Source organism: Chlamydiota bacterium (genome assembly GCA_012729785.1).
Classification (GTDB): Bacteria; Auribacterota; Tritonobacteria; order UBA1439; family UBA1439; genus UBA1439.
In genome coordinates this window covers 13,702-28,365 of the sequence record JAAYCL010000014.1, presented here as the reverse complement: position 1 = coordinate 28,365, position 14,664 = coordinate 13,702, and the positions used below count along the sequence as shown (strand labels likewise).

At 69.7% G+C, this 14,664-nt stretch carries 14 protein-coding genes and 3 tRNA genes; 5 read left to right on the top strand and 12 right to left on the bottom strand.

Annotated features, from left to right (window positions below; translation table 11 throughout):
- Nucleotides 1–20: 20 nt before the first annotated feature.
- A complete protein-coding gene (gene chrA, locus GXY35_02835; protein ID NLW93525.1) occupies nucleotides 21–1,160 on the top strand; it encodes a chromate efflux transporter in 1,140 nt (379 codons plus the stop codon).
- Nucleotides 1,157–1,567, top strand: a complete 411-nt coding sequence (locus GXY35_02830; GenBank protein NLW93524.1) for a DUF2809 domain-containing protein — start codon at nucleotides 1,157–1,159, stop codon at nucleotides 1,565–1,567. The genes chrA and GXY35_02830 overlap by 4 nt, the downstream gene beginning before the upstream one ends.
- Here the strand turns inward: GXY35_02830 and ispG are convergent.
- From ispG to GXY35_02775, 11 genes are all read right to left on the bottom strand, one after another.
- On the bottom strand, nucleotides 1,538–2,596 hold the full coding sequence (gene ispG, locus GXY35_02825) for a flavodoxin-dependent (E)-4-hydroxy-3-methylbut-2-enyl-diphosphate synthase (GenBank protein ID NLW93523.1): 1,059 nt from the start codon (nucleotides 2,594–2,596) through the stop codon (nucleotides 1,538–1,540). The genes GXY35_02830 and ispG overlap by 30 nt on opposite strands.
- A gap of 58 nt (nucleotides 2,597–2,654) precedes the next feature.
- Nucleotides 2,655–4,052 (bottom strand): RIP metalloprotease RseP, encoded by a 1,398-nt coding sequence (rseP, locus tag GXY35_02820; GenBank protein NLW93522.1) that lies wholly within the window; start codon nucleotides 4,050–4,052, stop codon nucleotides 2,655–2,657.
- Complete coding sequence (locus tag GXY35_02815; GenBank protein NLW93521.1) at nucleotides 4,049–5,191, bottom strand: 1-deoxy-D-xylulose-5-phosphate reductoisomerase; 1,143 nt, start codon at nucleotides 5,189–5,191, stop codon at nucleotides 4,049–4,051. Before GXY35_02815 ends, rseP begins: the two co-directional genes overlap by 4 nt.
- Entirely contained in the window at nucleotides 5,188–6,015 is an 828-nt protein-coding gene (locus tag GXY35_02810) for a phosphatidate cytidylyltransferase (GenBank protein NLW93520.1), read from the bottom strand. The genes GXY35_02815 and GXY35_02810 overlap by 4 nt, the downstream gene beginning before the upstream one ends.
- A 16-nt stretch (nucleotides 6,016–6,031) precedes the next feature.
- Nucleotides 6,032–6,778, bottom strand: a complete 747-nt coding sequence (locus GXY35_02805) for an isoprenyl transferase (GenBank protein ID NLW93519.1) — start codon at nucleotides 6,776–6,778, stop codon at nucleotides 6,032–6,034.
- A 37-nt stretch (nucleotides 6,779–6,815) separates the two neighbouring features.
- Nucleotides 6,816–8,057 carry an ATP-dependent Clp protease ATP-binding subunit ClpX gene (clpX, locus tag GXY35_02800; protein NLW93518.1) on the bottom strand — a complete coding sequence of 414 codons (1,242 nt, stop codon included), beginning with the start codon at nucleotides 8,055–8,057 and terminating at the stop codon, nucleotides 6,816–6,818.
- Nucleotides 8,047–8,655, bottom strand: a complete 609-nt coding sequence (gene clpP, locus GXY35_02795) for an ATP-dependent Clp endopeptidase proteolytic subunit ClpP (GenBank protein ID NLW93517.1) — start codon at nucleotides 8,653–8,655, stop codon at nucleotides 8,047–8,049. The genes clpX and clpP overlap by 11 nt, the downstream gene beginning before the upstream one ends.
- Nucleotides 8,656–8,738: 83 nt before the next feature.
- Nucleotides 8,739–10,022: a trigger factor gene (gene tig, locus GXY35_02790; protein ID NLW93516.1), complete on the bottom strand. Its 1,284-nt coding sequence runs from the start codon at nucleotides 10,020–10,022 to the stop codon at nucleotides 8,739–8,741.
- A 183-nt stretch (nucleotides 10,023–10,205) separates the two neighbouring features.
- Nucleotides 10,206–10,281: transfer RNA gene (locus tag GXY35_02785), tRNA-Gly, on the bottom strand.
- 51 nt (nucleotides 10,282–10,332) lie between these two features.
- A tRNA-Leu gene (locus GXY35_02780) sits at nucleotides 10,333–10,417 on the bottom strand.
- A gap of 148 nt (nucleotides 10,418–10,565) precedes the next feature.
- Nucleotides 10,566–10,640: transfer RNA gene (locus tag GXY35_02775), tRNA-Lys, on the bottom strand.
- An 85-nt stretch (nucleotides 10,641–10,725) separates the two neighbouring features.
- Between GXY35_02775 and GXY35_02770 the strand changes: the two genes are divergently transcribed.
- Nucleotides 10,726–11,535, top strand: a complete 810-nt coding sequence (locus tag GXY35_02770; GenBank protein ID NLW93515.1) for a DUF3108 domain-containing protein — start codon at nucleotides 10,726–10,728, stop codon at nucleotides 11,533–11,535.
- 15 nt (nucleotides 11,536–11,550) lie between these two features.
- Here the strand turns inward: GXY35_02770 and GXY35_02765 are convergent, their stop codons facing one another.
- The gene (locus GXY35_02765) at nucleotides 11,551–12,321 is read right to left on the bottom strand and encodes a hypothetical protein (GenBank protein NLW93514.1); all 771 of its coding nucleotides are present in this window, start codon (nucleotides 12,319–12,321) and stop codon (nucleotides 11,551–11,553) included.
- A gap of 197 nt (nucleotides 12,322–12,518) precedes the next feature.
- Here GXY35_02765 and GXY35_02760 point away from each other — a divergent pair, with 197 nt between their 5' ends.
- Nucleotides 12,519–13,697 carry an aminotransferase class I/II-fold pyridoxal phosphate-dependent enzyme gene (locus GXY35_02760; protein NLW93513.1) on the top strand — a complete coding sequence of 393 codons (1,179 nt, stop codon included), beginning with the start codon at nucleotides 12,519–12,521 and terminating at the stop codon, nucleotides 13,695–13,697.
- The gene (locus GXY35_02755) at nucleotides 13,694–14,662 is read left to right on the top strand and encodes a glycosyltransferase (protein ID NLW93512.1); all 969 of its coding nucleotides are present in this window, start codon (nucleotides 13,694–13,696) and stop codon (nucleotides 14,660–14,662) included. The genes GXY35_02760 and GXY35_02755 overlap by 4 nt, the downstream gene beginning before the upstream one ends.
- The last annotated feature ends 2 nt before the right edge of the window (nucleotides 14,663–14,664 follow it).

The window sequence follows — 14,664 nt, the reverse complement described above, 5'->3', positions numbered from 1 at the left end:
TACGAGAATTCCGCCCCTGCATGAATCCGGCTCTCTCGCATAGACTGGCCGAACTCGCCGCGCTCTTTTTCCGCCTCGGGGCCACCGCCTTCGGCGGCCCGGCCGCCCACCTGGCGATGATACACGACGAGACGGTGCGGCGGCGCCAATGGCTCGACGACCAGCGGTTCCTCGACCTCGTCGGCGCGACGAACCTCATCCCCGGGCCCAACTCCACCGAGATGGCGATCCATATCGGCTTCCTGCGCGCGGGGTGGCGCGGGCTCCTCGTCGCCGGCGCCAGCTTCATCGTCCCCGCCGTGTGCATCGTGACGGCGCTCGCCTGGGGATACGTGCGCGTGGGCTCCGCCCCGGAGCTCGACGGACTCCTCTACGGGATCAAGCCGGTGGTCATCGCGATCATCGCGCAGGCGATCTGGTTTCTCGGGCGGAAGGCGGTAACGGGCGCGGGCACCGCCCTGATCGCCGCCCTCGTCGCCACCCTCTACCTCGCGGGGGCGAACGAGATCGCCCTTCTCCTCGGCGGCGGGGCCGCGGTGATGGCGGCGAGGAATCTGCCGCGTCTCCGCCGCGGGGCGCTCGGCTCGTGCATCGTTCCCCTCGGCGGCCTCGGCGCCTTCTCGGCGGCGCAGGCGCACTGGTCGTACCCGGCGCTGTTTCTCACCTGCCTCAAGATCGGGTCCGTCTGGTACGGGAGCGGCTACGTGCTCCTGGCGTTCCTCCGGGCAGACTTCGTCGCGCACCACGGCTGGATCACCGAGCGGCAGCTCCTCGACGCCATCGCCGTCGGCCAGGTGACCCCCGGCCCGCTCTTCACCACGGTCACCTTCATCGGCTACCTCCTCGGCGGCGTTGCGGGGGCCCTGCTCGCCACGCTCGGCATCTTCATCCCCTCGATCGTCCTCGTCTCCCTCACCAACCCGATCATCCCGCGGATACGACGCTCCCCGTGGGCGGTTGGCCTCCTCGACGGCATCAACGCCTCCTCGCTCGGCCTCATGGCGGCGGTGACGTGGCAGTTGGGCGTGAAGGCGCTGTGCGACCCGTTCGCCGTCCTCGTCGCCTGCGCCTCGATCGCCCTGCTGCTCCGGTACCGGATCAACTCGACCTGGCTCATCGCGGGCGGGGCGCTGCTGGGGCTGGGGAGGACGCTGCTTTGACGAGAAGACAGGGCCTCCTCTGCCTCCTCCTCGCCGTCACCGCCGCGGCGGGGCTCCTTGCACGGCGCTACGGCGGTCCGGGTGCGTGGCTGATCCGGGGATCGCTCGGGGGGTTCTTCTACGTGCTCTTCTGGTGCCTCCTCGCCTTTCTCCTGTGTCCGCGCCTCCGCCCGGGGGCGCTTGTCCTCGCCGTCGTCGCCGCGACCTGCCTGATCGAGTTCGCCCAGCTTTGGCGTCCGCCGTTCCTCGAGGCCGTCCGTCGAACCGCCGCGGGGGAACTGCTGGTGGGATCGGTCTTCGGCTGGGCCGACATCCCCTGGTATCTCGCCGGCGGTCTCGCCGCCCGGCTCGCGGAGCGGGCGCTGCCGCCGGGGAGGTCACCCGAGGGAGCGGATCTCGTCGACTAGGGCGCGGACGAACTCCTTCTCCTTCACCTTCCGGACGACCTTCCCCTTCCGGAAGATGAGCCCCTCGCCTTTCCCGCCCGCGAGCCCCACGTCCGCCTCGCGCGCCTCGCCGGGGCCGTTCACCGCGCAGCCCATGATCGCCACGGTGACGGGGAGGCGGAGATCGACGATTTCGCGCTGCACCTCCTCCACGATCCGCACCATGTCGATCCGGGTGCGGCCGCAGGTGGGGCAGGAGACGAGCGTGGGGCCGAAGCTCCTCAGGCCGAGGGACTGGAGGAGCTCGCGGGCGATGAGCACCTCCTCGACCGGGTCGCCGGTCACGGAGACGCGAAGCGTGTCCCCGATCCCCTCGAGGAGGAGATGACCGAGCGCCGCGGAGGAGCGCACCGCCGAGATGCGCGGGGGGCCCGCCTCGGTGACGCCGATGTGCAGCGGGTAGCGGACCGCCCTCGAGATCCGCTCGTACGCCTCGATCGTGCCGCGCACCGAGGAGGCTTTGACCGAGATCTTGATGCGGTCGTGCCCCGCGTCCTCCAGCATCCTCGCGCCCAGGACGGCGCTCTCCGCCAGCGCCGCGGGCGTCGGCCCGCCGTGCTTCTTCAGCATCCCCTTCTCCACTGAGCCGGCGTTCACCCCGACGCGGATCGGGATCCCCCTTTCAAGGGCGGCTTTCGCGACCTCCGCGACGCGGCGCGCGCCGCCGATGTTGCCGGGGTTGATCCGGATCCCGTCCGCCCCCTCGCCGATCGCGATGAGGGCGAGCCGGTGGTCGAAATGGATATCGGCGACGAGCGGGATGGAGACGGCGGCCCGGATCCTCCCGATCGCGCGGGCGGACTCCTCGTCGGGGACCGCCACCCGGACGATCTCGCAGCCGGCGGCGGCGAGGCGGGCGATCTCCGCGACGGTGGAGGTGACGTCGGCGGTAAACGTCTTCGTCATCGACTGGATCGAGACCGGCGCCCCGCCCCCGATCGCGACGTCGCCGAGCGAGATCCGCCGGGTCTTCTTCCGCGCGCTCCTCATCCCGCCCTCCCTCCCCGGGAAACCCGGCGCGAGCCCCGCCGCGCATGGCGCGCCGCGCTCACGGCTTTTCGGCCGGGGCGCCGCCCCGGAACAGACTCGCGATCCCCTCCCCCCAGCTGCGCACCACGTCGTTGGCCGACACCATCAGCATGAACGCCAGGAGCAGGGCGACGAAAACGTTCTGGACGGCCGTCATCACCCGCGCGCTGAGCGGCTTCCCTCGCACGCGCTCGACGAGGGCGATGAGGATGTGCCCGCCGTCGAGGACCGGGACCGGGAGGAGGTTGAGCACGCCGAGGTTCACGCTGATCACGGCCATGATGTAGGCGAACTGCCTGAGCCCCGCCTGCATCGAGTAGCTCATGATCTGGACGATGCCGATGGGGCCCGCGAGGCCGCGGGGCGAGACGGCCCGCAGCACGAGGCCCTTCATCGTGAGATACATCTCCCGCACGTTCCGGGCCAGTTCGCCGACCGGATTGCGGTACAAATAGACCACCAGCCCGTTCGCCTCGAGCTCGCGCATCGGCACCGCGGTCTTGAGCCGCACCCCGATCGCCGGGGCCCCGAGCGCCTCGCTCCAGCGCGGCGCCACTGTCGCCTCCGCCGCCTTCCCCCGCCGCAGCAGCCCGAGCCGGACCTGCTCCCCGCCGCGGATCGTCCGCATCAGCTGCTCCCACGAGCGGACGGCGGCCCCATCGGCCGAGACGATGAAATCGCCGTTTCGCATCCCCGCCGCCGCGGCCGGCGTCCCCTCGAGCACATCCACCGAGACGAGCTCCACGGGGTAGATCCCGATCCGCTTCAACTGCAGCTTCTCGTCCTTCTCGGGCACGATCCGCTCGATTCGGGGAAGAGCGTCGCGCACGAAGGCGATCTCGACCGCCGGGGTCGTGGCGTAGACGATCGCCTTGTTCAGATCCTCCCAGCGGCCGACCCGGTTCCCGTTCACCGAGAGGACCCGGTCGCCGGCCCGCAGCCCCGCCCGCTCCGCGGGGGAGCCCTCCGCCACGCTGCCGATGACCGTGCTCTCCAGGTTGGCGGGCACCGGAAAACCGGCGATATAGAGCCCCGAGAAGAGCAGGAAGGCGGTGAGGATGTTCATCGCGGGGCCGCAGGCGCACAGGGCGATCCTCGTCAGGAGCCGGCTCGCGTAGTAGCCGTCCCGCACGCCGCGCGGATCGACGCCGTCCTCGAACTCCATCCCCGCGAGCTTCACGTACCCGCCGAAGAGGATCCAGGAGAGCCGGTACTCGGTTCCCCCCCGTCTGAAGCCCCAGATCTTCGGGGGGAAACCGATCGAGAAGATCTCCACCCGGATCCCGCACAGCTTGGCGACGATGAAGTGCCCGAGCTCGTGGATGAAGACCACGATCCCGAGCGCGAGCACGCCGAGGACGATCGAGAGGAAATGCTCGGGGATCCAGCCGCCGACGGCGGCGATGATGCCGCTCATTCCGCCCTCCCCGCCTCGGCCCGGGCCCACGCGTCCGCCCGGAATATCTCCTCCAGCGACGGCGCCCGGACCGCCTCGTGCCCCCGCATCGCCCCCTCGACGACCGCGGCGATCGCGGCGAACGAAATCTCGCCCGCGAGGAACCGCTGCACCGCGACCTCGTTGGCCGCGTTCATCACCGCTGGCATCGTCCCTCCCGCCGCCATCGCCCGCCGGGCCAGTTCGAGGGCGGGGAAGCGCGCGGGGTCGGGGCGCTCGAACTGCAGCGCCCCGAGCCGGTCGAGACGGAGCGGGTCCCACGGCGCGGAGAGACGGCGCGGGTGGAGGAGCGCGTACTGTATCGGGATGCGCATGTCGGCGGGGCTGAGCTGGGCGATCATCGAGCCGTCCTCGAACTCGACGAGCGAGTGCATGGCGCTCTCCGGGTGGACGAGCACGTCGATCCTCTCCGGGGCGACGCCGAAGAGCCAGCGGGCCTCGATCATCTCGAGCGCCTTGTTCATCATCGTCGCGGAATCGATGCTGACCTTTTTCCCCATCTTCCAGCGCGGGTGCCTGAGCGCCTCCTCGGGCGTCGCCCGGGCCATCCGCGCCTTCGAGAGGCGCAAGAACGGCCCCCCGGAGGCGGTGAGGACGAGCCGCCGCACCTCCCCGTGCGCGCCCGCGCGCAGGCACTGGTGGATCGCGCTGTGCTCGCTGTCGACGGGGAGCAGCTCCGCGCCGCGGCGGGCGGCCTCGCCCATGATGATCTCGCCGGCGCAGACGAGGGCCTCCTTGTTCGCGAGGGCGATCCGCTTCCCCGCGCGCACGGCCTCGAGCGTCGGCAGCACGCCGGCCGCGCCGACCATCGCCGAGACGACCGTGTCCGCCCCGGGCATCGACGCGAGGCGCAGCATCCCCTCGCGCCCTCCCGCCACCTCGACGGCGCCGCCGACGGCCGTCCGCAGCTCCGCCGCCCGCGCCTCGTCCTCCACCGCGACGAGGCGCGGCTTGAAGCGGGCGATCTGCTCCTTCAACGCGGCGATGTTCCGGCGGACGCCGAGGCCGACGACGCGGAGCTCGCCGGGGAACGCCTCGACGACCTTGAGGGTGTTCACCCCGATGGAGCCGGTGGACCCGAGGATGACGATCGTCTTCATCGCGCCAGCACCAGATAGAGGTACATCACGGGGAGCGCGGGGAGCAGGCTGTCCAGCACGTCGAGCGTCCCGCCCATGCCCGGAATGGAGCCGCTCGAGTCCTTCACGCCCGCGGAGCGCTTCAGGGCCGACTCCACCAGATCGCCCGCCTGGCCCACCACGCTGAGGAGCAGGCCGAGGGCGAGCGCGGAGCCGGCGGAGAGCCCGCACGGGAACCAGCGCCACGCAACGAGTCCCCCGGCGATCCCGCCCGCGAGGTTCGCCGCCGCCCCCTCCCATGTCTTGCCCGGGCTGAGGCGCGGGACGAGCTTGTGCCGCCCCACCGTCTTCCCTACGAGATACGCGAGGATGTCCCCGCCCTTGACGATGAGGAAGAGCGCGTAGAGGAGCCAGCGCCCCTCCACGCCGGGGAGGTAGAGTATCCGGAAGATAAACGACCAGAGCCAGGCGACGTAGACGAACCCGGTGACGGCGCCCGCGGTGCCGGTGAGCGCATGCGCGCGGTCGCGCCCGAAGGTCTCGAGGAGGAGCAGCCCCAGCAGCAGCGCCACCGCCGCGGCGAGCTCCATCCGCCCCCCCGACGCGGGGAGGGCGCAGTCGGCAAACACGGCGGCGAGGTAGAGGACGACCGCCGCGCTCCCGTAGCCGGAGCGGACGCGCATCCCCCTGGCCTCGAGCAGCCCGTAGTACTCCTGCACGGCCGCGACCCCCATGAGGGCGGCGACCCCGAACGCGGCGATCGCCGCGGGCCCCCGGCTGAACCAGACCGAGAGGATGCCGGTGGCGATCAAAACCGCGGCGCTGACGACACGAGTGGCGAACATCGGCGATACCCCCGGGTCACACCCCGCCGAATCTCCGCTCCCGCCGCTGGTAGTCGAGGAGCGCTCGGACGAGGTGCGGTCTTCGGAAGTCCGGCCAGTAGACCGGGGTGACGTGCATCTCCGCGTACGATATCTGCCAGAGGAGGAAGTTGCTGACGCGCATCTCCCCGCTCGTGCGGATGAGCAGGTCGGGGTCGGGGATGCCGGCGGTGTAGAGGCTCCCGGCGACGGTCTCCTCACCCACCTCCTCCGCCGTGAGTTCCCCGCGCGCCGCCCGCGCGCAGAGTTGGCGGACCGCGTCCACGATCTCGCTCCTCCCCCCGTAGTTCAACGCGAGGATGAGCGTGAGCCCCGTGTTCGAGGCGGTCGCGGCGCACGCCTTTTGCAGCGCCCCCTGCACGTCGGACGGCAGGCCGGCGATGCGGCCGATCGCCCGCAGGCGGACGTTGTTGCGGTTGAGTTCGGCCTCCTCCCGCGCCAGGAAGCGCTTGAGCAGCGCCATCAGCGAGGAGACCTCGCGTTTCGGCCGCTTCCAGTTCTCCACCGAGAAGGCGTAGAGCGTGAGGTACCCGATCCCCAGCTCGCCGGCGGCGCGCACGATCTCCCGTATCGACTCGGCCCCCGCCAGGTGCCCCCTGATCCGCGACAGTCCGCGCGCGCGCGCCCAGCGGCCGTTGCCGTCCATGATGATGGCGACGTGCGCGGGAACGCGGGCGGGGTCGAGGGACGAGCCGCCGGAGAGGCCTTTCGGTGCACGGTTCATTCGACCTCGCTCCGGGGATGCGGAGCGGCTGGGGGAATCAGGCGCTCTTCTTGCCCGCGGCGGCGTACTCCATCACCGGCTTCCCGGTCCCCCGCACCGCCTCTTCCGTGACGAGACATGCGGCGAGCCCGCGCTGGGAGGGGACCTCGTACATCACGTCCAGCATCAGCTCCTCGAGCATCAGCCGGAGGGCCCGCGCGCCGGTGCCTTTCTTCATCGCGCGCTGCGCGAGCTCGCGCAGCGCCCCGGGGGTGAACGAGAGCTCGACCCCCTCCATCGCGAGGAGCGCCTTGAACTGCCGGACGATGGCGTTGCGCGGTTCCGTGAGGATGCGGACGAGATCCTCCTCGCCGAGCCCCGCGAGGGTCGCGACCGCCGGCATGCGCCCGACGAACTCCGGGATCAGGCCGTACTCGATCAGATCCTCCGGCTGCACCTGGGCGAGGATCTCTCCGCGCAGCTTCTCCCTCTCCCCGGAGAGCTTCACCCCGAAGCCGACCCGCTTCTGTCCGAGGCGCCGGGAGATGATCTCCTCCAGCCCGTTGAACGCCCCGCCGCAGACGAAGAGGATGTTCGTCGTGTCGACCTGGATGTACTCCTGGTGGGGGTGCTTCCGTCCGCCCTTCGGCGGGACGTTGGCGACGGTCCCCTCGAGGATCTTCAGGAGCGCCTGCTGGACCCCCTCCCCGGAGACGTCGCGGGTGATCGAGACGTTCCCGGTCGAGCGGCGCAGCTTGTCGATCTCGTCGATATAGACGATGCCGCGCTCCGCCCAGGCGGTGTCGTAGTTCGCCGCCTGCAGCAGGCGCAGCACGACGTTCTCCACGTCCTCGCCCACGTAACCGGCCTCGGTCAGGGTGGTGGCGTCGGAGATGCTGAACGGGACGTCGAGGATCCTCGCGAGCGTCCGGGCGAAGAGGGTCTTCCCCGAGCCGGTGGGGCCGATCAGGAGGATGTTGCTCTTCTCGATCTCCACGCCGCCCGGCTCGCCGCAGACGAGCCGCTTGCCGTGGTTGTGCACGGCGACCGCGATCGCGCGCTTGGCCCGCTCCTGGCCGATCACGTACTCGTCGAGACGGCGCTTGATCTCGGCGGGCTTGGGGACCTTGACGCGATGCGCGCCCCGCGGCTGCGCGAGGAAGGCGCGACACAGCTCGACGCACCGGTCGCAGATGTTCGCAGAAGAGCCGGCGATGAGCTTCCCGACGGAGGCGCGGTCGCGCCCGCAGAAGGAGCATTTCGCGGCGCGCCGGCGCGCGGCCGGGGTCTTACTTGGCACCCTTGGCCTCTTTCTGCGTCATGATCACCTGGTCCACCAGCCCGTAGTTCCGCGCCTCCTCGGCGCTCATGTAGAAGTCCCGGTCGGTGTCGCGCGCGATGTCCGCAAGCGGCTTGCCGGTGTGGTGGGAGAGGAGCTCGTTGATCTTCTCGCGCAGGCGCAGGATCTCCTGCGCCTGGATGCTGATGTCGGCGGCCGCGCCCTGCACGCCGCCCCACGGCTGGTGGATCATAAGCCGCGCGTGCGGGAGGCAGTGGCGCTTCCCCTTTGTCCCCGCCGCGAGGAGAAGCGCCGCCATCGACGCCGCCTGCCCGATGCAGTAGGTGTGCACGTCGCATCGGACGAACTGGATCGTGTCGTAGACCGCCAGCCCCGCGGTGACGGAGCCGCCGGGGGAGTTGATGTAGAGGTTGATGTCCTTGTCCGGATCCTCGCTCTGGAGGAAGAGCATCTGGGCGACGACGATGTTCGAGACGGTATCGTCGATCTCCGTGCCGACGAAGACGATCCGGTCCTTGAGAAGCCGCGAGTAGATGTCGTACGCCCGCTCGTAACGGCCGGACGTCTCGACCACCATCGGGATGAGCTGATTCTTCATGTCGCCTCCGCGCATTGCGCCCGCATTCCCCGCGCGCTGCGCGGGCACCAGCCCGCGCACCGCCCCGGAGGCCCGAGAGCCCCCTACCTCGCCTCCCGCACCTTCGCCTTCTCGAGCAGGAACGTTTCGATCTTCTCCCGGACGATGTCGTTCTCGATCTCGTCGAGCCGGTCGTCCTTCTCGAGGGCGGCGCGCACCTCCGCCGGTTCCCGTTTCGCGGAGGCGGCGATCTGCGCGACCCTCGCCTCCACCTCGGCGGGCGTGACGGCGATCTTCTCGCGCCGGGCGATGCTCCCGTAGACGAGGGAGAGGGCAAGGCGCTTCTCGGCGTCCTTGCGGGAGACCGCCAGAAGCTCCTCCTTGCGATCGAGGATATCCTCCTTCTTGAGCCCCCGCGCCAGGAGGTTCCCCGCGGCCTTCTGGGCGAGGGAGACCCCGTCCAGCGCCGCGCGCGTCTCGGGGAGGGGCACCGCGTGGCGCTCCAGGAGGTAGTCGTTGATCTGGCGGATCAGGTCGTCTCGCGCCTCCGCCTCGGCGTACGCGCGCAGATCCTTCCGGACCGACGCGCGGAGCTCCTCAAGGTTCGCGCAGTTCCCAAGCCTTTTGCAGAAGTCGTCGTTCAGCTCCGGGAGGCGCTTCTCCTTCAGCTCGCGGATTGTGACGACGAAACGCGCCTCCTTGCCGGCGAGACCCTCCCGCAGCCCCTCCGCGGGGAGTTTGAGGGTGAATTCGCGGACCTCACCCGGCGAGGCGGCGGCGAGCTTCTCGCAGAAGCCGTCGCAGTACGCCTTCGGCCCCGCCTCGATCCAGGCGGCGCGCTTCTCGTCGAAGACCGTCCCGCCCGTCTCGCCGGAGATATCGAGGAGGGCGAGGTCGCCGTCCCGGAGCCCGCGCCCCTCGACGGGGACGATCTCGGCGTGCCGGTCGAGGAGCATCCGGATATACCCCTCGACATCCTCCTCCTTCGCCTCGATCTTCTTCTTGGCGACCTTGATCCCGGTGTAGCCGCTCGCCGCCACCTCCGGCCACACCTCGACCTCGACCTCGAAACGGAACGGCTGCCCCGGGGAGAGGGGGAACGAGTCGATATCGAGGCGGGGCGGGACGGCGGGGGAGAGACGCTGCTCCCGGAGGGCGGACTCGACCGACTCCTCGATGAGCCGTTCCTTGATATCCACGCGCACCTTCGCGCCGTAGTGGAGCTCGATGACCTTGCGCGGGGCCTTGCCGGGGCGGAAGCCGGGGACGACCGCCCCGCGGCCCGCCTCCGTGTAGGCGCGCTCCAACTCCTCGTCGACGCGCCCCGCGGGCACCTCGATGCGCAGTTTCCTCTTGCACGGACCGAGCGTCTCGATCTTCAGTTCCATCCGCAACCCCTTGCCGTCGCCGGCCCCTCCGCGGCGCCGAAAAGAACGCCCGCCCCCGCTCCCGCGGGGCCGGTCGATGCGCCCACGCTTCTCCACGCCGCGGGGGAGGCGAGCCCTTGTCCCGCCGGGGATCGCCGGCGCCCCCCTGCCGGCGGGCTGCCCCGGCGCATCAGGAAGGAGTAATGGAGCGAGCGAGGGGATTCGAACCCCCGACAGCCACCTTGGCAAGGTGGTGCTCTACCAGCTGAGCTACGCTCGCCCCCGCGATCAGCCGCCAGATCCTCGGTGCCGCATCCCCGCCCGCCGCGCATGGTGCGAGAGGGGGGAGTCGAACCCCCACGCCTTGCGGCATAAGATCCTAAATCTTACGTGTCTGCCAGTTCCACCACTCTCGCGACGGCCACGGCGTACGACCAGACACCCGGGATTGAACGCGGGTCGCACCCGAGCCGGCGCGATACCGCCGATCGATGCCGGGGCGATCCGGTCGATTCGGTCCCCCCGCCTTCACCCTTGCGCCTTGCGACTCTCCTGACGAAGTAATGGTGCGCCACCAGGGACTCGAACCCCGAACCTCCTGATTAAGAGTCAGCTGCTCTACCATTGAGCTAGTGGCGCCCGGGCACTATAGTATACTACCGCCTACAACGGGTCAAGGGTCTCCTCCGGGTCCGCGGGACCCGGGGGCCCCGTGGAGCGCCGGATGCTTTCGACCGTGCTTCTCTCCCTGCTGCTCGCCGCCCCCTCCGCGGCCGCCCCCCCGCTCGTCCCCGGGGAGAAGCTCCAGTACAAGGGCTACGTCCTCGGCTGGATCCCCGTGGGAAACGTCTGGTTCGAGGTCGGGAAGGAGACGCGCGCGGGCCGGGAAACGTACCGCATCGATGCCCGCGCCTACGGGAGCTACCTGATCTACACGCTCGACATCCGGATGACCTCCTGGGTGGACGCGGAGACGCTCAGGAGCGTCGAGTTCCGACGCCGGGAGGTCGGCTCCGAGAAGCGTGACCACCGCGTCCTCTTCGACCGCGAGGCGGGGCGGGGCACCTTCCTCCGGAAGGCGGGGAGGTTCTCCTCCGTGGAGATGATGGACGAGGCCCCGTGGGAGACGCGCGCCGTCTTCCCGCTCGACGCCGAGACGAACGACATCCTCTACACGCTCTACTTCGCCCGGGGGATCGGCGACGCGGTCGGGACCCGCAAAAACTACCGGTTCGTGGAGAACCGGGACGTCTGGAACGCGCGGGTGACCGTGGCCGGGGAGGAGACGCTCCCCCTCGGCAGGCTGGGGACGTTCGACGCGCTGAGGATCGGCATCGAGCCCGACTACGGCGAGGAGGAGGAGAAGGGCAGGAGGTTCAGCGGCCTCTTCGGCGTCCAGGGCACCCTGCGGGTCGTCGTGGACAAGAAGACCCGCATCCCGCTCGTCGTGAGCGGCGAGCTCCCGTTCGTCGTCTTCCGTCCCACCGTCTCCGTGGTGCTCCAGGAGTTGTCGCTGCCCGCGGCGGCGCACTGATCCCCCGCCCGCGTCCTACCGCTCCTCGAGCTCCATCAGCACATCGCCCGTCTCGATGTCGACCACCGCGTCGGCCACCCCGTTCCCGTTCAGGTCCGCGAACCTCGCCTCCGGCGGCCCGTCCCCCTTCAGGTCAACCATCGTCCCGACCGGCGGCTGCTGCGCGATCGGCGGGTTCCACGCCGCCCCGTCGTACGTGTGCTCCGACACCCCGTCGCCCTCGTAGTCCAGCGTCGTCCCCATGCGCGGGCCGACCGGGATGACCGGCTCCTCGAGCTCCATCAGCACCTTGCCCGTCCCGATGTCGACCACCGCGTCCGCCACCCCGTTCCCGTTCTGGTCCGCGAACCTCGCCTCCGGCGGCCCGTCCCCCTCCAGGTCAACCATCGTCCCGACCGGCGGCTGCTGCGCAATCGGCGGGTTCCACGCCGCCCCGTCGTACGTGTGCTCCGACACCCCGTCGCCCTCGTAGTCCAGCGTCGTCCCCATGCGCGGGCCGACCGGGATGACCGGCTCCTCGAGCTCCATCAGGACCTCGTCGGTGTCGATGGCGGCCACCGCGTCGGAGACGCCGTTGTTGTTCCGGTCGATCAGGTCGGCGTCCGCGTTGTCGTCGCCGGTGCCGTCCACCAGCGTGCCGACCGGCGGCATCTTCGTAATGGGCGGGTCCCAGGCCGTCCCGTCGAAGGTGGTGTCCCAGAAACCGTCGGGCGGCGCGAAATCAAGCCGCGTCCCCTCCGGCTGCGCAGATGCCCACCCTGCGGCAAGAAGCAGGCACACCGTCATACACACACATAGCCTTCCCATCGCGGCCTCCTTTCCTGTGGCCCAGCGTACATCAAGAAGACCAAATATTGAGCCGTTTGTCAAGCGGATTCTGCTCGGCTGATTCCGCTCGGCGATCGCGTCGCCTCTTGGCCGGCATCCGCCCTTGCGCCCCGGTCGCGGAGGCCCTATAATGCCCGTTTGGGAGGAATGTGCCGATGACGCCGATGACACGCCGCAAGGAGATGCTGGCATTCTCGCGTCCCTCGCTGGGGGATGAGGAGATCGCGGAGATCCTCCACTCGATGCGGTCCGGCTGGATCACCACCGGCCCGAAATGCGCCCGGTTCGAACAGGACGTCTGCGAATACGTCGGCGCCAAACACGCCGTCGCCCTCAGCTCGGCAACCGCCGGCCTCCACCTCGCCCTCCTCGCCGCGGGCGTCGGTCCCGGCGACGAGGTGATCACCACCTCGATGACCTTCGCCGCGACGGCGAACGTCGTCGCCCTCGTCGGCGCGACGCCGGTCTTCGTGGAGATCCGCGACGACCTGAACATCGACCCCGCCTGCATCGAGGCCGCCGTCACCCCGCGCACGAAGGCCGTCATCCCGGTCCACTTCGCCGGCTACCCGTGCGACATGGAACGGATCCTCGAGATCGCCCGCCGCCGCAACCTCGTCGTCATCGAGGACGCCGCGCACGCCATCGGCACCGAATACCGGGGGCGGCGGATAGGGTCGCTCGGCGCGATGACGGTCTTCTCCTTCCACCCGATCAAGAACATCACCACCGGCGAGGGGGGGATGCTCGTCACCGACGACCCGGCCCTCGCGGAGAAGGTGCGGCTCCTGAAGTTCCACGGCATCCAGAAGGACGCATGGAAGCGCTACGGCGGCAAGGAGATCCCCCAGTACGAGATCCACTTCCCCGGCTTCAAGTACAACCTTACCGATCTCCAGGCGGCCCTCGGCATCCACCAGTTGAAGAAGCTCGACGGGTTCATCGAAATCCGGACGCGCCTCGCGGCGCGCTACCGTGCCCTGCTCGCGGGGGCCCCGGGCATCCTGCTCCCCGTCACGCCCCTCGAGGAGGGGATCCGCCACTGCTGGCATCTGTTCGTGGTGCTCGTCGACATCGACCGCCTCACGATCGACCGGGACCGGTTCATGGGGGCGATGCTCGAGGCCAACATCGGCATCGGCCTGCATTTCCCCGCGGTGCATCTCCAGCCGTATTATCTGAAGGCGTTCGGCTGCCGCCGCGGCACCCTGCCGAAGACCGAGTTCGTCTCCGACCGCATCTTCTCCCTCCCGCTGTATCCGAAAATGCGCGAGGCGGACGTCGACGACGCCGCCGCGGCGGCGAAGGAGATCGCCGCGAGGCACCTGAAATGAGTTCCGCGTCCGACAGTTTGAATCCCGGGGCCCCCGCCTCTCCGCCCGTCGACCTCTCCGTCGTCATACCGGTCTTCAACGAGGAAGAGAACATCCCCGTACTGTACCGGCGCCTCACGGACGCGCTCGAGACGCTCGGCAGGCGCTACGAGGCCGTCTTCGTCGACGACGGGAGCCGCGACCGTTCCGCCGCCCTGCTCTCGGAGATCGCCCGCCGAGACCCGCGCGTGCGCCTCGTCGAATTCAACCGGAACTACGGGCAGCACGCCGCCGTCTTCGCCGGCCTCGAACACTCCAGGGGGGAGATCGTCGTCACGATGGATGCCGACCTCCAGAACCCCCCCGAGGAGATACCGAAGCTGGTCTCCAAGATGGAAGAGGGGTTCGACATCGTGGGTGGCCTCCGGATGGACCGGCGCGACTCCCCCCTCAGGAAGATCCCGTCGTGGGTCGTGAACCGTTTCGTCCAGCGCGCCACCGGCGTCTACCTCAGGGATTACGGCTGCATGCTTCGGGCCTACCGGCGCGTCGTGGTGGACCAGATCCTGCGCTGCAACGAGGTCTCGAGTTTCATCCCCACGCTCGCCAACTCATTCGCCAGCTCCGTCACCGAGATCGGCGTCGCCCACGAGGAGCGGAAGAAGGGCCGCTCCAAGTACACCCTGGCGCGCCTGCTCAAACTGAATTTTGATCTGGTGACCGGCTTCTCCCTCTTCCCGATCCAGCTCATCAGCGGGCTCGGGATCCTCATCGCGCTCCTCGGGATGTTCTTCGGCATCTTCCTGTTTGTCAGGCGCCTCGTCACCGGCCCGGAGGTCGAGGGGGTCTTCACCCTCTTCGCCGTGCTGTTCGTCTTCGTCGGCATCCAGCTCCTCGCCATGGGGCTGATCGGGGAGTATATCGGCCGGATCTACGCCGAGGTCCGGAACCGACCGCGCTACGTGATCAAGCGGACCAGCCCGTGAGG